This is a genomic window from Saccharothrix saharensis (genome assembly GCF_006716745.1).
Taxonomy (GTDB): domain Bacteria; phylum Actinomycetota; class Actinomycetes; order Mycobacteriales; family Pseudonocardiaceae; genus Actinosynnema; species Actinosynnema saharense.
Genome location: NZ_VFPP01000001.1, coordinates 2,285,221 through 2,305,291, shown reverse-complemented (window position 1 = coordinate 2,305,291; position 20,071 = coordinate 2,285,221). Strand labels below are relative to the sequence as shown.

The following is a 20,071-nucleotide window of genomic DNA, read 5'->3' as shown; positions in this document are numbered from 1 at the left end:
TTGTGGACGCCTTCAACAGAAGGTTGTAGCTTTCGGTTCACCCGGAAGCAGGAGGTGTCCCGTGCGCAGGAAGCCCGCCAGGCTCGGCCCAGCCCTCGTCATGTCCCTGTTCGCGCTGATGGCGTGCGGTGCACCGGCCGACGGCCCGCCGGCCGGTCCCGCCGACGAGGGCCTGCCGTCCACCTCGGCGATCGTGGGTGCGGTCACCAAGGACGACGCGCTCGCCGCGACGCTGCCGACCGCCGTCGTCCAGTCGGGCAAGCTGCGGGTCGGTTCGAACATCCAGAACCCGCCGAACAACTTCTACGCCGCCGACGGCCGGACGCCCGTCGGCTCGGAGGTCGACCTGGCCAAGGCGCTCGGCGCCAAGCTCGGGTTGGCCGTCGAGCACCAGGACATGGCGTTCGGCTCGCTCATCACGAGCCTCCAGGCGGGCCGGATCGACGTGACCATGGCCGCGATGAACGACACGCCGGAGCGGCAGCAGGCCATCGACTTCGTGGACTACTTCACCTCCGGCATCACGATCATGGTGCAGAAGGGCAACCCGGCGGGCATCAAGAGCCCGGACGACCTGTGCGGCAAGTCGGTCGCGGTCAACCTCGGCTCCAGCCAGGAGACGTACGCCAAGGAGTTCCAGTGCCTGTCCGGCGACCCCATCGCGGTCACCGCCACCGACAGCGACACGCAGAACCAGAACCAGCTGCGCACCGGCCGGGTCGCCGCCATCCTCAACGACCTGCCCACCGCCGTCTACGTGGCCAGGACCGCCGGTGACGGCGAGTTCTTCGAGGTCGTCGACCTGGCCCCGATCAACGGCGGCCCGTACGGCATCGGCGTCGACAAGGACACCCCGGAGCTGACCGCGGCGTTGCAGAAGGCGCTGCAAGCGCTCATCGACGACGGCACCTACGGCGAGATCCTGCAAGCCTGGGACGTCGAGCAGGGCGCCGTCGCGAAGGCGACCGTCAATGGCCGGTAGCGGCACCGACGACCTGGTGGTCGTCCCGCTGAGGCACTGGGGCCGGTGGGTCGGCGGCGCGGTCATCCTCGCCGTCCTCGGCGCGCTGGCCTGGGCGCTGGCCGGTGCGAAGATCGACTACGCCGCCGTGCCGGGGTTCTTCACCCACGACATCATGCTGCGCGGCCTGGCCAACACCGTCGTGCTGGCGGTGGCCGCGCAGGCGGGCGCGATCGTGCTCGGCGTGCTGATCGCGCTGCTGCGCCGCTCGGCCAACCCGGTCGCCCGCTGGTTCGCCGCCGGGTACGTGTGGCTGTTCCGCGGCCTGCCCGTGCTGCTGCAGATCCTGCTGTGGTTCAACCTGGCGCTGGTCTTCGACACCATCTCGATCCCGGGCCTGTTCGAGGAGAAGACCAACGTCCTGGTGACCGCGTTCGTGGCGGCGCTGCTCGGCCTGGGCCTCAACGAGAGCGCGTACATGGCCGAGATCGTGCGCGCCGGGCTGACCAGCGTCGACCACGGCCAGGTCGAGGCGGCCAAGGCGATCGGCATGACGCCCGCGACCACGCTGCGGCGGGTGGTGCTGCCGCAGGCGATGCGGGTGATCATCCCGCCGACCGGCAACAACTTCATCAACATGCTCAAGGGCACGTCCATGGCGTCGGTCATCGGGTTCCTGGAGCTCGTCCACGCGGCCAACAACATCGCCTCGCGCAACCTCCAGATCATGGAGACGCTGCTGGCCGCCGCCGCGTGGTACATGGTCGTGGTCAGCGTGGCGAGCGTCGGGCAGCACTTCCTGGAGCGCCACTACGGCAAGGGGGTGGCCCGGTGAGCCTCGTGCGGGCGGTGGGGGTCCGGAAGTCGTTCGGTCACGCGGAGGTGCTGCGGGGCGTCGACCTGTCCGTGGACGGGGGCCGGGTCGTGTGCCTGCTGGGGCCGTCGGGCGCGGGCAAGTCGACGTTCCTGCGCTGCGTGAACCACCTGGAGACGATCGACGCGGGCCGGATCTGGGTCGACGGCCGGCCGGTCGGATTCACCCAGCGCGGCGGGAAGCTGCACGAGCTGCGCGAACGGGAGGTGGCGCGCCGGCGGCGGGACATCGGCATGGTGTTCCAGCGGTTCAACCTGTTCCCGCACCGCACGGCCGCGGAGAACGTCGCCGAAGGTCCGGTGCACGTCCTGCGCACCCCGAAGAAGGCGGCCCTGGCCGAGGCGCGGGCGCTGCTCGACCGGGTCGGGTTGGCGGACAAGGCCGGTTCCTACCCGCACCAGCTGTCCGGCGGCCAGCAGCAGCGGGTGGCCATCGCGCGGGCGCTGGCCATGCGGCCGAAGCTCATGCTGTTCGACGAGCCGACCTCGGCGCTGGACCCGGAGCTGGTCGGCGAGGTGCTGGACGTGATGGCCGACCTCGCCCGCGACGGCATGACCATGATCGTGGTCACGCACGAGATCGGGTTCGCCCGGCAGGTGGCCGACGAGGTGGTGTTCCTGGTGGACGGCGCGGTGGTCGAGGCGGGGCCGCCGGGCCAGGTGCTGGACAATCCGCGGCAGCAACGCACGCAGCAGTTCCTCGCGAAGGTGCTCTAGGTGGTCATGCGCATCCCGTCGTCCTACCTCGTCCAGTTCCACGAGCCGGAGGGGTACCTGGACTTCGCCCGCTTCGGGCCGCCGTCGTTCGCCGTGGTGGACGCCTCCACCCGGCTGGTGGAGGCGTCCGTGGTGGCCGGGCCGTCCACGGTGGACGACCTCATGCGGCAGGAGCTGCGCGCGAAGGCGGCGGTGGCCCGGCTGTGCCGCGGCGACACCGACCACGTGACGCTGCTGCCGAACACCAGCACCGGCCTGTTCCAGGCGGCGCTGGGCGTGACCGGCGAGGTGCTGGTGTCCTCGGGGGAGTTCCCGGCGAACACCTACCCGTGGGCGCGGTCGCCCTCCGCGCACGTGTCGTGGCTGCCGCCCGGCCCCGTCACGCCCGACGTCGTGCGCGCCGCGTTGACGCCGGACACGGTGGCGCTGTCGGTGAGCGCGGTGGACTTCCGGACCGGGTACCGGGCGGACCTGGCGGCGTTGCGGGAGGTGGTCGGCGACCGGTTGCTGGTCGTGGACGGCATCCAGGGCTTCGGCGTCGTGGACGAGCCGTGGGAGGTGGCCGACGTGCTGGTGGTCGGCGGCCAGAAGTGGCTGCGGGCGGGCTGGTCGACCGGGTTCATGACGTTGTCCGACCGGGCGCTGGCCCGGCTGGACCCGGTGCTGTCGGGCTGGACGGGCGCCGAGGACCCCGGCCTGTTCGACAACGGCATCCACCCCGTCGGCGAGGGCGCGGCGGGCTGGTCGATCACGAACCTGAGCCCGATCGCGTCCGGCGCGCTGGCGGCGGCGCTGGAGCTGGTCGAGGTGGCCGGCGTCGAGGCCATTCACCAGCGGATTGTTGAACGATCCGACGAACTGGCCGAGGTGATCCGGGAGGCCGGTGGCGAGGTCGTCTCCGCACCGGACCGCCGCGCGGGCATCCTCGCGTTCACCCTGCCCGACCACCCACCGTCGGTGGTCGGCGCGGCGCTGGCCGACGCGGGCGTGACGGCGACCGTGCGGCCCGAGCACGTCCGGCTCTCGCCGCACGCCTCCACCAGCCCCGACACGGTCGCCCGCTTCGCCGCCGCGCTGCGGGAGGTCCGCAAGCCGGTCGCCGTCGCCGCGCCCGCAGTGACGTCCGACGTGCTCACCGCCCTGATCCCGACGGTGAACAGCCTGGCCGCCGCGCTGGGACCTGGCACCGAGGTCGTGCTGCACGACCTCGGTGCCCTGCCCAACTCGATCATCGCCATCGCGGGCGACCTCACCGGCCGCAAGGTCGGCGGCCCGATGACCGACCTGCTGCTCGGCCTGGTTCGCCGCGGCACCACCCAGGACCTGGCGGGCTACGAGACCTACGCGCCGGACGGGCGCGTGATCCACTCGTCCACCGTGTTCCTGCGCGACGACCAAGGCGTGGCCGTCGGCTGCCTGTGCGTCAACAGCGACCCGGGCCCCGACCGCCGCCCGGAGACGGCGGTCTCGGCGGTCGAGGCGTTCCCCGGCGACGTCGACACCCTGCAACGCCTGCTGGTCGAACGCGCCGTGACCGCCGTCGGCGTGCCCGTGGAGCTGATGAAGAAGTCGCACAAGTCGCAGGTGGTGCGGGTGCTGGACGAGGCGGGCCTGTTCCTCATCCGCGACTCGGTCGACCACCTCGCGGGCGTGCTCGGCGTGACCCGGTACACGATCTACAACTACCTGAACGAGATCAGGGGCTGATCACCCTCGTGCACGGCCGCGTGGGCGGCGTCACGGGCGGCGTTGGCCTCCGCGTCGGTGAGCGTGCGGGTCGGGTGGCGCAGGACCAGGCGCAGCAGCACGTTCTTCTGCTCCGGTCGCGCGCCGAGCCGTGCCACGGCCACGGCGGGCAGGTCGGCCACCGGGGTTTCGCCGACCACCGCGACCTCCTCCACCAGGTCGCCGACGGCGGCGCGCACGACGTCGCCGATCGTGTCCCCGTCGGCGTCCGCGCCGACCGCCACCGAGATGTCCCGGGTGATCGCCGGGTGCCGGGACACCGGCCGGTACGGGGTCAGGTCCAGCATCTGGGCGGCCACGCGCGGGTCGTCGGAGGACAGCAGGCGGATGTCCGGTACGCCCTTGCGCAGCATCAGCAACCGGTCCAGGCCGACGCCCAGCGCCAGGCCGTGCACGTCGTCGGGCAGCCACGCCCGGCGCAGCACGTGGCGGGCCGCCAGGCCGCCCTCGGCGACCTCCAGCCACTCGCCGTCGACCAGCACGTCCACCTGCCGCCCCTCGGCGGTGTACGGGTGGGTCGCGGGCGTCGTCCGGTAGCGCAGGCCGGGCACGGCGGCGGTGACCACGGCGTCGATCAGCTCGTCCAGGTCGGCCCGGTGGTGGGAGATCCGCCACAGGTCGAGCTGGTGCGGCGTGCCGGAGTGCACCCGGTCCACCGCGTCACGGCGGTAGACCATCCCGACGCACGCCAGCAGCACGTCGTCCCAGCCGTCCCGCGTGCCGAGCAGCCGCAGCGCGGGCGGCACCATGGCCGTCGTGTGGCTGCGCAGCATGCGGTTCTCGCCGGTGTAGCGCGTGTAGCGGGCGTCCCGGGTGATGGCGTCGGGCGGGTAGCCCAGCGCCGTGTAGTTGTCGTCGACCGACACCTCGGGGTGGTCGCGCAGCACGCGCAGGTCACCCGGCAGGTGGGCGAGGATCTCGTCGACGAGCAGTTGCACGGCGTGCGGCCCGTAGGCGGGGTCGCTGAGGTCGCGGGGCATCGCGGTGGTCCCTTCGCGGTGGTGGACAGCGGCTGGAGGTGTCCCCCGAGCCGGCCCGCCACCGGGACCGCGTGAACTAGCGCACGCCGCAGGCCCCGGCGACCGGGTCTCCCGGCCGGGGGCGGCTGAATCGGCGCGTCACGTTTTCCACGATAGCCGGTGCGTGCCGCATGATGCACGCATGTTGTCGAGCAAGGGCGAGGACTTCCGCGCGTTCTGGACCGAGCGCCACCTGTGCACGCTGACCACGATCCGCCCGGACGGCACGCCGCACGTCGTGCCGGTCGGCGTCACGCTGGACGTGGAGACCGCCACGGCCCGGGTGATCACCTCCCGCAGGTCGCACAAGGCGCGGCAGATCCTCGCGGCCGGCGAGGCGCGCGTCGCCGTGTGCCAAGTGGACGGTCGTCGCTGGTCGACGCTGGAGGGTCGGGCCGTCGTCCGCCAGGAGCCGGAAGCGGTCCGGGACGCCGAGCGCCGCTACGCCGACCGCTACCGCACGCCCCGGCCCAACCCGGACCGCGTGGTGATCGAGATCGCCGTCACCCGCGTCCTGGGCACGGTGTGAGCGTCACGGTCATCGGCATCGGCGCCGACGGCTGGGACGGCCTGCCGCCCGCGTCCCGGCACGAGATCGAATCGTGCGAGGTGCTGATGGGCAGCGCCCGCCAGCTCGACCTGGTACCCGGCGGGTTCGACCGGGTGCCCTGGCCGTCGCCGCTGGTGCCCGCGCTGCCGGGTCTGCTGGAGCGCCACGCCGGCCGCCGGGTGGGCGTGCTGGCCAGCGGCGACCCCATGTTCCACGGCATCGGCACCACCCTGGTGCGGCTGCTGGGCGCGGAGCGGGTCCGCGTGCTGCCGCACCCGTCGTCGGTGTCGTTGGCGTGCGCCCGCCTCGGCTGGGCGCTGGACGACGTGGGCGTGGTGAGCCTGGTGGGCAAGCCCGCCGCGCTCGTCGTGCCGCACCTGCACCCGGGACGGCGCGTGCTGGTGCTCGGCGCGGACCCGCGCGAGGTCGCCGCGCTGGCACCGGACGCGCGGCTGACCGTGCTGGAGCAGCTGGGCGGGCCGGCGGAACGCGTCCACCACTCGCTCGACGACGCCGACCCGTTGCACGTGCTCGCGGTCGAGTGCGGGGCGGACGGCGCGTCGGTGACGCCGGGACGGCCGGACGACTCGTTCGAGCACGACGGGCAGCTGACCAAGCGCGAGGTGCGCGCGGTGACGTTGGCGCTGCTCGCGCCGCGTCCCGGCGAGCTGTTGTGGGACGTCGGCGCGGGCGCGGGCAGCATCGCCGTCGAGTGGTGCCGGACCCACCCGAGCTGCCGGGCCATCGCCGTGGAGCGGCACCCCGAGCGCGCCGCCCGCATCACGCGCAACGCGACCGCGCTGGGCGTGCCGGGCATCGAGGTCGTCGTCGGCTCGTCGCCGGGTGCGCTCGACCTGGAACCACCCGACGCGGTGTTCATCGGCGGCGGCCTCACCGCCGAGGGCGTCGTCGAGCGCTGCTGGGACGCGGTGCGGCCCGGCGGGCGGCTGGTGGCCAACGCCGTGACGCTGGAGTCGGAGGCCGTGCTGACCCGGTGGCACGGCAGGCTGGGCGGCGACCTCAGCCGGATCGAGGTGAGCCGGGCGACCGCGATCGGCGGGTTCACCGGCTGGCGCCCGCAGATGCCCGTGACCACCTGGCTAGTGACCAAGGAGCGTTCGTGACCGTCCACTTCATCGGCGCCGGGCCCGGCGCGCCCGACCTGCTCACCCTGCGGGCGGCGCGGCTCATCGCCGGGTCGCCGGTCTGCCTGTACGCGGGCGCGCTGGTACCGGCCGAGGTGCTGGAGCACTGCCCGCCCGACGCGCGCCTGGTCGACACCGCGAACCTGGACCTCGACGAGATCACGGCCGAGCTCGCCGCCGCGCACGCCGCCGGCCACGACGTGGCCCGCCTGCACTCCGGCGACCCGTCGGTGTTCAGCGCGATGGCCGAGCAGATGCGCCGGCTGGACGCGCTGGGCATCGCCTACGACGTGACCCCGGGCGTGCCCGCCTTCGCCGCCGCCGCCGCGTCGCTCCACCGCGAGCTGACCGTGCCGGGCGTCGGGCAGACGGTGATCCTGACCCGCACCGCGGCCCGTGCCACCCCGATGCCGCCGGGGGAGGACCTGGCGACGCTGGGCAAGGCCGGGGCCACGATCGTGCTGCACCTGGCCGTGCAGCGGATCCTGGAGGTCGTGGCCGACCTGCTGCCGAACTACGGCGCGGACTGCCCGGTCGCCGTGGTGGCCCGCGCGAGCCGCGACGACGAGCTGATCCTGCGCGGCACCCTGGCCGACATCGCCGACCAGGTGCGGGCGGCGGGCGTGCGGCGCACCGCCGTCATCGTCGTGGGCCGGGTGCTGACCGCCGAGGGCTTCCCCGACAGCCACCTGTACTCCATCACCCGCAGCCGCTCGTGACGAGGTCAGGCGCGCCCGACCACTGCTCCCGCGCGGTCGATCACGATCACGTCCACGGTGACCGGCGCGCCGCGCAGCACGTCGTCCGCCGTGGCCTTGGCCTTCGCCGCCACCAGGTCGCCCAGCGGCACGCCCGCCGCCTGGCACACCTGGAGCGCGCCGAGCGCGGTGTTCGCGTCGAGCACCGCCGCTGCCGTCGCGGGGTCGTCCACGAGGGACGCGAGGAAGCCCAGGTCGACCTGGGAACGCCCCGAGTGCAGGTCCAGGTGCCCGTCCGCCAGCTTGGACAGCTTCCCGATCCCGCCCGCGACGGTCAGCCGCGGCACGGGGTGGCGGCGCAGGTACTTCAGCACCGCGCCGGCGAAGTCGCCCATGTCCAGCAACGCGTCCTCGGGCAGCCCGTGCAGCGTCGCCGCGACCTTCTCCGACGTGCTGCCGGTGCACCCGGCCACGTGCTCGTAGCCCTGCGCCCGCGCCACGTCGATGCCGCGCCGGATGCTGTCGATCCACGCCGAGCACGAGTACGGCACCACGATCCCGGTCGTGCCCAGGATCGACAGCCCGCCCAGGATGCCCAGCCGGGGGTTCCAGGTCTTGCGCGCCAGCTCCTCGCCGTGCTCGACCGAGATCGACACGACCACGTCACCGGTGCCGCCGTGCTCGGCCGCGACCCGCGCGACGTGCTCGCGCATCATCCGCCGCGGCACCGGGTTGATGGCCGGCTCGCCCACCGGCAGCGGCAGGCCCGGCTTGGTCACCGTGCCGACCCCGGGCCCGGCCTCGAACACCACGCCGCTGCCCGGCGCGCCGTGCCGCACCTGCGCCCCGACCAGCGCGAGGTGCGTGACGTCCGGGTCGTCGCCCGCGTCCTTCACGATGGCGGCGAACGCCCGGTCCCCGCCCAGCTCCTCGCGCGCCAGGGCGAAGGTCGGCGTCTGGCCCTTCGGCAGCACGATCCCGACCGGGTCGGGGAACCCGCCGGTGAGCAACGCCGTGTACGCCGCCGTGGTCGCGGCGGTGGCGCAGGCGCCGGTGGTCCAGCCGAAGCGCAGGTTCGTGCTCACGACGACAGGATGCAACAGCCGTGAAGACCGTGCTGGTACTGGGTGGCACCGGCGAGGCCCGCGCGCTGGCCGCCGCGCTCACCGGCGTCCGCGTGATCTCGTCGCTGGCGGGCCGGGTGGCGGACCCGAAGCTGCCGGTGGGGCAGGTCCGCGTCGGCGGCTTCGGCGGTGTGGACGGCCTCGTGGCCTACCTGCGGGCCGAACGCGTGGACGCCGTCGTGGACGCCACCCACCCGTTCGCCGACCGCATCACCGCCAACGCGCTGGCCGCCACCACCGCGACCGGCACGCCGTTCCTGGTGCTGCGCCGTCCCGGCTGGCCGCCCGAGGACGGCTGGCGGTACGTGGACAGCGTCACCGAGGCCGCCGCGCTCGTCGCCGGCCGCCGGGCGTTCATCACCACCGGGCGGCAGGAGCTGGCCGCGTTCACCGCCGGCGTCGCGCGCACGGTCGACCCGCCCGACCCGCCGAACCCGCGCCTGCACCTCGTCCTGGACCGCGGACCGTACACAGTGGACGGCGAGCTGGCGCTGATGCGGGAGCACCGGGTCGAGGTGCTGGTCACCAAGGACAGCGGCGGCCCGATGACGGCGGCCAAGCTGACCGCCGCCCGTCACCTCGGCATCCCGGTCGTCGTCGTGCGCCGGCCACCGCCACCGCCCGCGCCGCTGGTGGCAACGGTGGCCGAGGCCGTCGACTGGGTCACCGCGGGTAGCGACGCGGGGTGAACACCGCGCCCCGCGCGCCGACCTTCGTCTGCGACGACCCGACCAGCAGCAGGCACCGCATGTCCACGGTGGACGAGTCCAGGTCGGCCAGCCGCACCACCCGCACGGACTCCTCCGGCCCGCCGACGTCGCGCCCGACGACCACCGGCGTGTCGGGGGAGCGGTGCCGCAGCAGCGCGTCCCGCGCCTTGTCCACCTGCCACGTGCGGCTGCGCGACGCCGGGTTGTAGATCGCCAGCACCAGGTCGGCCCGCGCCGCGGCCTCCAGCCGCTCCTCGATCACGTCCCACGGCTTGAGCCGGTCCGACAGCGACACCACGCAGTAGTCGTGCCCCAGCGGCGCGCCGACCCGGCTGGCCACCGCGTGCGCCGCGGTCATGCCCGGCAGCACGGTCACCGGCACGTCCGCGAACTGCTCCTCGTCCGCCACCTCCAGCACCGCGCTGGCCATCGCGAACACACCCGGGTCGCCCGACGACACCACCGCGACCCGCCGCCCCCGCTTGGCCAGGTCCAGCGCGAACGCGGCCCGTTCCGCCTCGACCTTGTTGTCCGACGCGTGCCGTCGCTGGCGCGGGTTCACCGGCACCCGGTCCAGGTAGGTCACGTACCCGACCAGGTCGTCCGCCTCCGCCAGCGCCCGCCGCGCCTGCGGCGTCAACCACTCCGGCCCGGCCGGGCCGAGCCCCACCACCACGACCTCGCCCAGGCCCGTCGGCCGTTGGACGGGCTTGCTCGGCAGCAACGCCAACGAGAAGTACGGCACGCCCTCGGCGTCCACTTCGGACAGCGGCGCGGTGCGCTGCGCGCCGGTCGTCGCCCGCTCCACGTACCAGGCCTCGTCGAACCGGCCCGCCCGCGCCAACGCCTCGCGCACCTGCGGGAACGTCCGACCCAGCTTCATGATCGCCACCGGGTCGCCGCCCGCCAGGTGCTCGACCAGCGCGTCCGCCGACAGCGTGCCCGGCAGCACGGTCAGCACCTCGTCCCGCTCCACCAGCGGCCGCCCGATCACCGCCGCGCCCGCGCTCACCGACGTCACGCCGGGCACGACCTCGGCCTCGTACCGGTGCGCCAGCCGCTTGTGCAGGTGCATGTAGGAGCCGTAGAAGAACGGGTCGCCGGCCGCCAGCACGACCACCGTGCGCCCCGCGTCCAGGTGCGCGGCCAACCGCGCCGCGCACTCCTCGTAGAACGCGTCGATCTCGCCCTGGTAGTCGTCGGAGTCCTCGGTCGTGACCGGGTAGACGAGCTGCTCCTCGATCTGCCCGTCCCGCAGGTAGGGGGCGGCGATCCGGCGCGCCACGCTGCGGCCGTGCCGCGCGCTGTGGAAGACGACCACGTCCGCCTCGCCGATCAGCCGCGCCGCCTTGACGGTCACCAGCTCCGGGTCGCCCGGACCCACCCCGACCCCGTACAGCCTGCCCGTCATTCTTCCTCGCTCGCGATCGCGTTGAGCGCCGCCGCGGTCATGGCGCTGCCACCCCGCCGACCGCGCACGACCAGGTACTCCAACCCCAGGGCGTTGGCCGCCAGCGCGTCCTTCGACTCCGCCGCGCCGATGAACCCGACCGGCACGCCCAGCACGGCGGCGGGTCGGGGCGCACCCGCCGCGACCAGGTCCAGCAGGTGGAACAACGCGGTCGGCGCGTTGCCGATGGCGACCACCGCGCCGTCCAGCTTGTCGCCCCACAGCTCCAGGGCCGCCGCGCTGCGGGTGTTGCCCAGCTCGGCCGCCAGTCCCGGCACGCGCGGGTCGCCCAACGCGCACACGACCTCGTTGTCCGCGGGCAGCCGACGCCGCGTCACGCCCGCCGCGACCATCTGCGCGTCGCACAGGATCGGCGCGCCGGCCAGCAGCGCGGCCCGCGCGTCGCGCACCACGTGCGGCGAGAAGTCGACGTCCGACACCAGGTCGACCATCCCGCAGGCGTGGATCATCCGCACCACCACCCGGGCCACGTCCGACGGGAACCGCGCCAGGTCTGCCTCGGCGCGGATGGTGGCGAAGGAACGGCGGTAGATCTCCGCGCCGTCCTTGACGTAGCTGGTCACCTGATCTCCTCGTAGGCGTCGCCGGTCGCGACGAACTCCACCACGTCGCCCGCCGGTCGCCCGCACCGGCGTCCGCAGCCCGACCAGTGCGCCCGGCCCGGCGCGGTCCGGGTCTCGACCCAGCGGGCCGCGTCGGCGCGCACGTCGGCCAACGACTTCGCGCACCCCGGCCGGCCGGTGCACGCGCTGACGCCGTGCCACGGCGAGTCCGGCGAGGTGAACAGGCCCGCGGTGTCGCTACCGGCGGGCAGCACGACGCTCCGCCACGGCGTCAGCCGCACAGGCACGCCGGCGAGCAGCCGGGCGTCCCAGCGCCCCAGCGGCACGCCCGCCACGACCACCGGACCGCGCACGCCGGGTGCGACGGGCGTCACACCCGGTTCGATCCGGGCGTCACCCGGAACGCCCAACGCCGCCGTGATCTTCCGCACACCGCCGTCCACTTCGGACAGCCGCCACGCCTCGCCGCGAACCTCGCCGAACACCCGCGCGGCGGTCACCACCGCCGCGACCGGGTCGGCCACGCGCAGCCCTGAATCGTGGCCTGCCAGGAACAACGCGTCACCGACGAGCCCGATGTCACCCGCCAGGCCGCTGACCGCGCCACCCACCGTGACCAGGAACCGGCCGGGCAGGGACGCCAGCTCCGGCACCCGGCACAACGCGGCGTCGATCGCGTCGACCAGCGCCTGGTTGTCCTCCAGCGGCGCGGCGATGATGTTGCGCATCCGCTCGTGCGTCATCGAGGGCAGCAGGCCGGCGTCGCGCAGCCGCGCGCCCAGCTCGTGCTCCGCCCCCGGCGCCAAGCCCCTGATCTGCAGGTTCGCCCGCGAGGTCAACTCCAGGACGCCGTCGCCCAGGTCGATCGCGGCGCCCCGGAGCACGTCGACCTGCGCCGCGCTCAACGTCCCGCCGGGCACCCGCACGCGCGCCAACCCGCCGTCGGCGGCCTGGTGCACGTCGACGGCTCCGGGGCAGGCGTCCGGGCGAACTCGCTCGCTGGGCATGGATTGGATGCTAACTGCCGTTAGGGTGACCTCCGAACGGCGAAGCAGCAGGAGGAAGCCGGTGTGAATCCGGCGCGGTCCCGCCACTGTGACCGGGGGAGCCCGGGAGTCAGGAACTCCGCTCGCCGTCCCCTACGACCGGGGCGAGGACCCCCGAGGGATGGAGCCCGCACGTGATCCTGCTGTTGTCGACCTCCGACACGGACCTGCTGTCCGCCCGCGCGAGTGGCGCCGACTACCGCCTGGCCAACCCCGCCCGCACCGCCGTGGACGACCTCCCGGCGCTGGTGGACGGCGCCGAGCTGGTCGTCGTGCGCATCCTCGGCGGTCGCCGGATGTGGGAGGAGGGGCTGGACTGGCTGCTCGCCCGCGGCCTGCCGGTCGTCGTGCTGGGCGGTGAGCAGAACCCGGACGCGCCGCTGATGGAGCTGTCGACCGTGCCCGGCGGTGTCTGCGCCGAGGCGCACGCGTACCTGGCGCACGGCGGCGCGGACAACCTCGCCCAGCTCCACCGCTTCCTGTCCGACACGGTGCTGCTCACCGGTCACGGGTTCGCGCCGCCGGAGCCGACGCCCACCTGGGGCCGGCTGGAGCGGCGGGACGAGGTCGAGGGGCCGACCATCGCGGTGCTGTACTACCGCGCCCACCACGTGGCCGGGAACACGGCGTTCGTGCACGCCCTGTGCGACGCCATCGTGGCCAAGGGCGGCCGCCCGCTGCCCATCTACTGCGCCTCGCTGCGTGCCGCGGAGGCCGAGCTGCTGGCCGAACTGGGCACAGCCGACGCCCTGGTCGTCACGGTCCTCGCGGCGGGCGGGACCAGGCCCGCCACCGCGTCCGCCGGTGGCGACGACGACGCGTGGGACGTGGGCGCCCTGGCCGCCCTCGACATCCCCGTCCTCCAGGGCCTGTGCCTGACCAGCAGCCGCGCCGCGTGGGACGAGAACGACGACGGACTGTCCCCGTTGGACACCGCCACCCAGGTCGCGATCCCCGAGTTCGACGGCCGGATCATCACGGTGCCGTTCTCGTTCAAGGAGGTCGACGAGGACGGCCTGACCGTGTATGTCGCCGACCCCGAACGCGCCGCCCGGGTCGCGGGCATCGCCGTGCGCCACGGCAGGCTGCGGCACATCCCGCCGGCCGAACGGCGCATCGCGGTGATGCTGTCGGCCTACCCGACCAAGCACTCGCGGATCGGCAACGCGGTCGGCCTGGACACGCCGGCCAGCGTCGTGCGGCTGCTGGCCGCGATGCGGGAGCGCGGCTACGACATCGGCGACGAGCTGCCGGGCGTGGCCGACCTCGACGGCGACGCGCTGATCCACGCGCTGATCGCCGCGGGCGGCCAGGACGCCGACTGGCTCACCGCCGAGCAGTTCGAGGGCAACCCCGTGCGGTTGCCGGCGGCCCGCTACCGCTCGTGGTACGCCACCCTGCCCGAGGACACCCGCCACGAGATGGAGCGGCACTGGGGCGAGGCGCCCGGCGAGCTGTTCGTGGACCGGTCGAAGGACCCCGACGGCGAGATCGTGCTCGCCGCGCTGCGCTCGGGCAACGTCGTGGTCATGGTGCAGCCGCCGCGCGGCTTCGGCGAGAACCCGATCGCGATCTACCACGACCCGGACCTGCCGCCGAGCCACCACTACCTGGCCGCCTACCGGTGGCTGGAGGACGAGTTCGGCGCCGACGCCGTGGTGCACGTGGGCAAGCACGGCAACCTGGAGTGGCTGCCCGGCAAGACCGTCGGCATGTCGGCGGGCTGCGGGCCGGACGCGGCGCTGGGCGACCTGCCGCTGGTCTACCCGTTCCTGGTCAACGACCCCGGTGAGGGCACGCAGGCGAAGCGGCGGGCGCACGCCACCCTGGTCGACCACCTCGTGCCGCCGATGGCCCGGGCCGACAGCTACGGCGACATCGCCCGGCTGGAGCAGCTGCTGGACGAGCACGGCACCATCGCCGCGATGGACCCGGCGAAGCTGCCGGCGATCCGGGCCCAGATCTGGACCCTCATCCAGGCCGCCAAGCTCGACCACGACCTGGGCATCTCCGACCGGCCGCAGGACGACGGGTTCGACGACCTGATCCTGCACGTCGACGGCTGGCTGTGCGAGGTCAAGGACGTCCAGATCCGCGACGGCCTGCACGTGCTGGGCGTCGCGCCCACCGGGGAGACCAGGGTCAACCTGGTGCTGTCGATCCTGCAGGCCAAGCAGATGTGGGCGGGCGAGGTCGCCGCGCTGCCCGGCCTGCGCGAGGCGCTGGGCCTGGCGGAGGCGGGCAACGACCGGACCGCCACCGACCGCGTCGAGGAACGGGCCCGCGCGCTCGTCCAAGCGATGGAAGACGCCAATTGGGACGTGAACGCGGCCCGGGCGCTCACCGACGACGAGGACGTGGCGCGCATCCTGGAGTTCGCCGCGCTGGAGGTCGTGCCCCGGCTCGCCCGCACCACCGACGAGCTGACCAACGTGCTGCACGCCCTCGACGGCGGCTACGTCCCGGCCGGTCCCAGCGGTTCGCCGCTGCGCGGCCTGGTGAACGTGCTGCCGACCGGCCGGAACTTCTACTCGGTCGACCCCAAGGCGGTGCCGTCCCGGCTGGCCTGGGAGACCGGTCAGGCCATGGCCGAGTCGCTGCTGGAGCGCTACCGCGCGGACACGGGGGAGTGGCCGCCGTCGGTGGGCCTGTCGGTCTGGGGAACCAGCGCGATGCGGACCGCCGGCGACGACATCGCCGAGGTGCTCGCGCTGCTGGGCGTCCGGCCCGAATGGGACGACCAGTCCCGTCGGGTGACCGGTCTGGAAGTGATCGGGCTCGACGAGTTGAACCGACCGCGAATCGACGTCACGGTCCGCGTGAGCGGCTTCTTCCGCGATGCGTTCCCGCACGTGGTGGCACTGATCGATGACGCTGTGCGACTGGTGGCGAACCTGGACGAGTCGGCGTCGGACAACTACGTCCGCGCGCACGCCCAAGCCGACCTCGCGCAGCACAACGACCCGCGTCGCGCGACAATGCGCATCTTCGGCAGCAAACCGGGCGCGTACGGCGCCGGCCTGCTCCCGTTGATCGACAGCCGGAACTGGCGGGACGACGCCGATCTCGCCGAGGTGTACGCGGTGTGGGGCGGCTACGCCTACGGCCGCGAACTCGACGGCGTCGAAGCGCGCCCGGCGATGGAGAGCGCCTACAAGCGCATCGCGGTCGCGGCGAAGAACATCGACACCCGCGAACACGACATCGCCGATTCCGACGACTACTTCCAATATCACGGCGGGATGATCGCCACCGTGCGCGCGTTGACCGGAAAAGCGCCCGCGGCATATGTCGGCGACAGCACGCGACCCGATGCCGTGCGCACCCGGACGCTGCACGAGGAAACGAACCGGATCTTCCGCGCCCGGGTGGTCAACCCGCGGTGGTTGGCCGCCATGCGCAAGCACGGGTACAAGGGCGCGTTCGAACTCGCCGCGACCGTCGACTACCTGTTCGGCTACGACGCCACCACCGGCGTGGTCGCCGACTGGATGTACGAGCAGCTCGCGGCGACCTACGTGCTGGACCCGGTGAACCGGGAGTTCCTGGAGCGGTCCAACCCGTGGGCGCTGCACGGCATCTCCGAACGGCTGCTGGAAGCGGCCAACCGGGGTATGTGGGAGCACCCGGAACCGGAGACGCTGGACGCGCTGCAAAAGGCGTACCTGGAAACCGAGGGCGACCTGGAGGACGGTCGCTGACCCGGCGCGCCCGCGCGGACGCGTCCGATAACGTCTCGGAAACGCGCCGGTAAAGAGGGGTACCCCTATATTCCGCGCGTCCGCGCGCGTGACGAAACAGCCCCGCGGACCATTGGTCCTGAATGGACGTCTCAGCACGTCCCGGAGACCGGTCGGAGGTGACTCGGCCGGCCGGTGCACACCACCCGGCCGGCCGACTCGCGCAACCCGACCGGACCACTCCGCCGCCCCCGGTTCGCGACTCGCGGTGGGGTGATGGCGGACATGTGCACACTTCCGGTGCAGACTGGTGCCGGGAGAGTGGGTTCGCGACTCGTGAATCTTTTCCGGGCCGTTCGGCTCGGAGATGAACCGAGCGTGTCCGACCGGTCTACGAACAGTGCCTGAACGGACTACGGCGCACACCGCTAGCAGAATCGGTCCAGCAGGGCAAACGTCGCAACGTCGGTAACAGCGCGGACACGGGAGCTTGACACAACTCCGTGGCGCGAACCACACTCCCCCAAAACCTGGGAGCGCTCCCAGAACGTTCACCGCCGATCAACTGAGGAGTTCTCGTGCGCTACCGTCGAGCAGGCTTGGCCAAAGTCCTGGCCTGCACCGCAGTGCTCGCTGCTGTTGCCACGGCCTGTGGCTCGGGAGGGTCCGGAGGGTCGTCCGACGGCAAGGTCGAGCTGACCATCGCGACCTTCAACGAGTTCGGGTACGAGGAGCTCCTCAAGGAGTACGAAGCCGCGAACCCGAACGTCAAGGTCACGCAGCGCAAGACCGGCCAGGCCGCGCCGCACCACCAGAACCTGTTCACCAAGCTGGGCGCGGGCTCCGGCCTCGCCGACGTCGAGGCCGTCGAAGAGGGCTTCCTGAGCCAGGTCATGGCCAAGTCGGGCCAGTTCGAGGACCTCAAGGAGATCGGCCCGAAGGACGTCCGCGAGGACCGCTGGCTGCAGTGGAAGGTCGACGCGGTCACCACCAAGGACGACAAGCTCATCGGCTACGGCACCGACATCGGCCCGCTGGCCATGTGCTACCGCAAGGACATGCTGGAGGCCGCCGGCCTGCCGTCCGACTCCGAGGGTGTCAAGGCCCTGTTCGCCACCTGGGACTCGTACTTCCAGGCCGGTGACACCTACGTGCAGAAGACCGGCAAGCCGTGGTTCGACTCGGCCGCCCAGATCTTCAACCCGATGCACAACCAGAACGAGACCGGCTACTTCGACCGCGACGACAAGCTCGTGATCGAGACCAACGACGACAAGAAGGTCTGGGACCAGGTCACCGGCGCGGTCGCGCGCGGCCAGTCGGCCAAGCTCTCCGCGTGGAGCCCGGAGTGGCAGAAGGGCTTCAAGGAGTCGGCCTTCGCCACCAAGACCTGCCCGTCCTGGATGCTGGGTGTCATCGAGGGCAACGCCGGTCCCGAGCACAAGGGCAAGTGGGCCGTCACCGCGGCGTTCCCCGGCGGCGGCGGCAACTGGGGCGGCTCGTTCCTGACCGTCCCGAAGCAGGGCAAGAACAAGGCCGAGGCCGCCAAGCTGGCCGCGTGGCTGACCGCGCCGGAGCAGCAGATCAAGGCGTTCAAGGCCAAGGGCACCTTCCCGAGCCAGACCCAGGCGCTGATCTCCCCCGAGCTGCTCAACCAGACCAGCGAGTACTTCGGCGGCGAGAAGGTCGGCCTGCTGTTCTCCGAGCAGGCGAACAAGGTCGCGGCGGCCCAGTACAAGGGCCCGAAGGACGGCGAGATCCAGGACAACGTCGTGTCCCCGGCGCTGACCTCGGTCGAGCAGGGCACCTCGCCTGAGGAGGCTTGGAACAAGGTCGTCGATGGGGCCAAGAAGGCTGCCAAGTAATGACGACCGAGCTTTCGGTTGCGCGCGGGCGGGGCTCCGAGCCCCGCCCGCCGCGGCGCGACGACAACGATGACATCGGTCCGGGCAAGCTGAGCTGGCGCTACCGGCTCACGAACCTGGACGTGAAGGTCTCGCCCTACCTCTACATCGCCCCGTTCTTCGTGCTGTTCGCCGCGGTGGGTCTGTTCCCGCTGCTCTACACGGCCTACATCTCGCTGTTCGAGTGGGAGCTGGGCGCGGACGAGCAGCCCTTCGTGGGCATCGACAACTACTCCACGCTGTTGGCCGACTCGCAGTTCTGGAACGCGATGGTCAACACGTTCAGCATCTTCGCGATCTCCACGATCCCGCAGGTCATCATCGCGGTGCTGCTGGCCGCGCTGCTCAACACCGCCCTGCGCGGGCGGACCGGCTGGCGGATGGGCGTGCTGCTGCCCTACGTGGCCAGCCTCGTCGCCCTGACCATCATCTTCGGCGACCTGTTCGGCGTGCAGTACGGCACGATCAACAACGTCGTCGAGTTCTTCGGCTTCGACCGGATCGACTGGCAGGCCGAGCGCTGGTGGAGCCACGTCGCCATCGCGACCATGGTCAACTGGCGCTGGACGGGCTACAACGCCCTGATCGTGCTGGCCGCCATGCAGGCGATCCCGCGTGACGTGTACGAGGCGGCGTGGGTCGACGGCGCGAGCAAGGCGCGCCAGTTCTTCAGCATCACGCTGCCGATGCTGCGGCCGACCCTGATCTTCGTGATCGTCACCTCGACGATCGGCGGCCTGCAGATCTTCACCGAGCCGCTGCTGTTCTCGCCCTCGGCGGGCGCCAACGGCGGTGCGACCAACCAGTACCAGACGGTCGTGCTCTACATGTACCAAGCCGGCTTCCAGAGCCAGGACCTCGGCTACGCCTCGGCGATGGCCTGGGTGCTGTTCATCGTCATCATCGCGATCGCGGGGATCAACTTCCTGCTCACCCGCCGGCTCGCGTCCAGTGGGGAGGCGTGATGGCCACCATCACCGATCGCCCGGCGCCGAGCGCCGCTCCGCCCAAGCCCGCGAAGCGCAGGCGCTCGAAGGCCGTCTCGCTGTCCGAGCGGCGTCCGGGCTTCACCGTCTACGGGATCCTGATCGCGTTCATCCTCGGGTCGGCGTTCCCGTTCTACTGGTCGTTCCTCGTGGCGAGCCACGACGACGCGACGTTCACCGCCGAGGCGCCCCTGCTGCCCGGCGGCAACTTCTTCGTCAACGCGGGTCGGGTGCTCGACACCATCCCGTTCTGGAAGGCGCTGGGCAACAGCGTCATCGTCTCCGGCACCGTCACGGTCTCCGTGGTGGTGCTCTCGACGTTGGCCGGGTTCGCGTTCGCCAAGCTGAGGTTCAAGGGCCGCGGTCCGCTGATGGTGTTCGTGGTCGCCACGCTCGCCGTGCCCACCCAGCTCGGCATCATCCCGCTCTACATGGTGATGGCGGAGTACGGCTGGTCCGGCACCCTCGGCGCGGTCATCGTCCCCAACCTGGTGACCGCGTTCGGCGTGTTCTGGATGCGCCAGTACATCGCCGACGCCGTGCCCGACGAGCTGATCGAGGCGGCCCGCATGGACGGGTGCAGCATGATCCGCACGTTCTGGCACGTGTGCCTGCCCGCGGTGCGCCCGGCCGCCGCCATGCTGGGCATCTTCACGTTCATGATGTCGTGGAACGACTTCCTCTGGCCGTTGATCGTGCTCAACGCGGACAACCCGACGATGCAGGTCGCCCTGGAGAAGTTGCAGAGCGGCTACTACGTCGACAAAACGCTCGTGCTCGCCGGGACCACGATGGCCACGGTCCCGATTCTGATCGTCTTCCTCGTACTCGGTCGGCAGATCGTCGCCGGGATCATGCAGGGTGCTGTGAAGGGGTAG

17 protein-coding genes and 1 riboswitch are annotated in these 20,071 nt (G+C 72.4%); of the genes, 12 read left to right on the top strand and 5 right to left on the bottom strand.

The window, feature by feature from the left end:
- Positions 1-100: 100 nt before the first annotated feature.
- The 4 genes from FHX81_RS09205 to FHX81_RS09190 are packed head-to-tail and all read left to right on the top strand — an operon-like array spanning position 101 to position 4,258.
- On the top strand, positions 101-982 hold the full coding sequence (locus FHX81_RS09205; protein WP_141983835.1) for an ABC transporter substrate-binding protein: 882 nt from the start codon (positions 101-103) through the stop codon (positions 980-982).
- On the top strand, positions 972-1,796 hold the full coding sequence (locus tag FHX81_RS09200; RefSeq protein ID WP_141976926.1) for an amino acid ABC transporter permease: 825 nt from the start codon (positions 972-974) through the stop codon (positions 1,794-1,796). The genes FHX81_RS09205 and FHX81_RS09200 overlap by 11 nt, the downstream gene beginning before the upstream one ends.
- Positions 1,793-2,551, top strand: coding sequence for an amino acid ABC transporter ATP-binding protein (locus FHX81_RS09195; RefSeq protein WP_141976924.1), 759 nt, complete (start codon positions 1,793-1,795; stop codon positions 2,549-2,551). The genes FHX81_RS09200 and FHX81_RS09195 overlap by 4 nt, the downstream gene beginning before the upstream one ends.
- A 6-nt stretch (positions 2,552-2,557) precedes the next feature.
- Positions 2,558-4,258, top strand: a complete 1,701-nt coding sequence (locus FHX81_RS09190; protein ID WP_141983834.1) for an aminotransferase class V-fold PLP-dependent enzyme — start codon at positions 2,558-2,560, stop codon at positions 4,256-4,258.
- Here FHX81_RS09190 and srmL read toward each other — a convergent pair.
- Positions 4,234-5,277 carry a PheS-related mystery ligase SrmL gene (srmL, locus tag FHX81_RS09185; protein ID WP_141976922.1) on the bottom strand — a complete coding sequence of 348 codons (1,044 nt, stop codon included), beginning with the start codon at positions 5,275-5,277 and terminating at the stop codon, positions 4,234-4,236. The two genes, FHX81_RS09190 and srmL, sit on opposite strands and share 25 nt — an antisense overlap.
- Before the next feature lie 181 nt (positions 5,278-5,458).
- On the opposite strand from srmL, the gene FHX81_RS09180 reads away from it, so the two are divergent.
- Genes FHX81_RS09180 through cobM form a run of 3 tightly spaced genes read left to right on the top strand, consistent with a single transcriptional unit; the run spans position 5,459 to position 7,730 of the window.
- Positions 5,459-5,845, top strand: a complete 387-nt coding sequence (locus FHX81_RS09180; protein WP_141976920.1) for a pyridoxamine 5'-phosphate oxidase family protein — start codon at positions 5,459-5,461, stop codon at positions 5,843-5,845.
- On the top strand, positions 5,842-6,990 hold the full coding sequence (gene cbiE / locus FHX81_RS09175) for a precorrin-6y C5,15-methyltransferase (decarboxylating) subunit CbiE (RefSeq protein WP_141976918.1): 1,149 nt from the start codon (positions 5,842-5,844) through the stop codon (positions 6,988-6,990). The genes FHX81_RS09180 and cbiE overlap by 4 nt, the downstream gene beginning before the upstream one ends.
- Positions 6,987-7,730, top strand: a complete 744-nt coding sequence (cobM, locus tag FHX81_RS09170) for a precorrin-4 C(11)-methyltransferase (RefSeq protein ID WP_141976916.1) — start codon at positions 6,987-6,989, stop codon at positions 7,728-7,730. Before cbiE ends, cobM begins: the two co-directional genes overlap by 4 nt.
- Before the next feature lie 5 nt (positions 7,731-7,735).
- Here the strand turns inward: cobM and FHX81_RS09165 are convergent, their stop codons facing one another.
- The gene (locus tag FHX81_RS09165) at positions 7,736-8,794 is read right to left on the bottom strand and encodes a cobalt-precorrin-5B (C(1))-methyltransferase (RefSeq protein WP_141976914.1); all 1,059 of its coding nucleotides are present in this window, start codon (positions 8,792-8,794) and stop codon (positions 7,736-7,738) included.
- 20 nt (positions 8,795-8,814) lie between these two features.
- On the opposite strand from FHX81_RS09165, the gene FHX81_RS09160 reads away from it, so the two are divergent.
- Positions 8,815-9,522 carry a cobalt-precorrin-6A reductase gene (locus FHX81_RS09160; RefSeq protein WP_211363435.1) on the top strand — a complete coding sequence of 236 codons (708 nt, stop codon included), beginning with the start codon at positions 8,815-8,817 and terminating at the stop codon, positions 9,520-9,522.
- Here FHX81_RS09160 and cobJ read toward each other — a convergent pair.
- From cobJ to FHX81_RS09145, 3 genes are read right to left on the bottom strand one after another with little or no spacing between them, the layout of a single operon-like run.
- Complete coding sequence (gene cobJ / locus FHX81_RS09155) at positions 9,497-10,954, bottom strand: precorrin-3B C(17)-methyltransferase (RefSeq protein WP_141976912.1); 1,458 nt, start codon at positions 10,952-10,954, stop codon at positions 9,497-9,499. The two genes, FHX81_RS09160 and cobJ, sit on opposite strands and share 26 nt — an antisense overlap.
- The gene (locus FHX81_RS09150; protein WP_141976910.1) at positions 10,951-11,577 is read right to left on the bottom strand and encodes a precorrin-8X methylmutase; all 627 of its coding nucleotides are present in this window, start codon (positions 11,575-11,577) and stop codon (positions 10,951-10,953) included. Before FHX81_RS09150 ends, cobJ begins: the two co-directional genes overlap by 4 nt.
- The gene (locus tag FHX81_RS09145) at positions 11,574-12,584 is read right to left on the bottom strand and encodes a hypothetical protein (protein ID WP_141976908.1); all 1,011 of its coding nucleotides are present in this window, start codon (positions 12,582-12,584) and stop codon (positions 11,574-11,576) included. The genes FHX81_RS09150 and FHX81_RS09145 overlap by 4 nt, the downstream gene beginning before the upstream one ends.
- 11 nt (positions 12,585-12,595) lie before the next feature.
- Positions 12,596-12,723: riboswitch (cobalamin riboswitch) on the top strand.
- A 34-nt stretch (positions 12,724-12,757) separates the two neighbouring features.
- On the opposite strand from FHX81_RS09145, the gene cobN reads away from it, so the two are divergent.
- The 4 genes from cobN (at position 12,758) to FHX81_RS09125 (ending at position 20,071) form a co-directional block, all read left to right on the top strand.
- A complete protein-coding gene (gene cobN / locus FHX81_RS09140; RefSeq protein ID WP_141976906.1) occupies positions 12,758-16,324 on the top strand; it encodes a cobaltochelatase subunit CobN in 3,567 nt (1,188 codons plus the stop codon).
- A 557-nt stretch (positions 16,325-16,881) separates the two neighbouring features.
- A complete protein-coding gene (locus tag FHX81_RS09135) occupies positions 16,882-18,168 on the top strand; it encodes an ABC transporter substrate-binding protein (RefSeq protein WP_141976904.1) in 1,287 nt (428 codons plus the stop codon).
- Positions 18,168-19,172 carry a carbohydrate ABC transporter permease gene (locus tag FHX81_RS09130; RefSeq protein WP_141976902.1) on the top strand — a complete coding sequence of 335 codons (1,005 nt, stop codon included), beginning with the start codon at positions 18,168-18,170 and terminating at the stop codon, positions 19,170-19,172. The genes FHX81_RS09135 and FHX81_RS09130 overlap by 1 nt, the downstream gene beginning before the upstream one ends.
- Positions 19,172-20,071 (top strand): carbohydrate ABC transporter permease, encoded by a 900-nt coding sequence (locus FHX81_RS09125; protein ID WP_141976900.1) that lies wholly within the window; start codon positions 19,172-19,174, stop codon positions 20,069-20,071. Before FHX81_RS09130 ends, FHX81_RS09125 begins: the two co-directional genes overlap by 1 nt.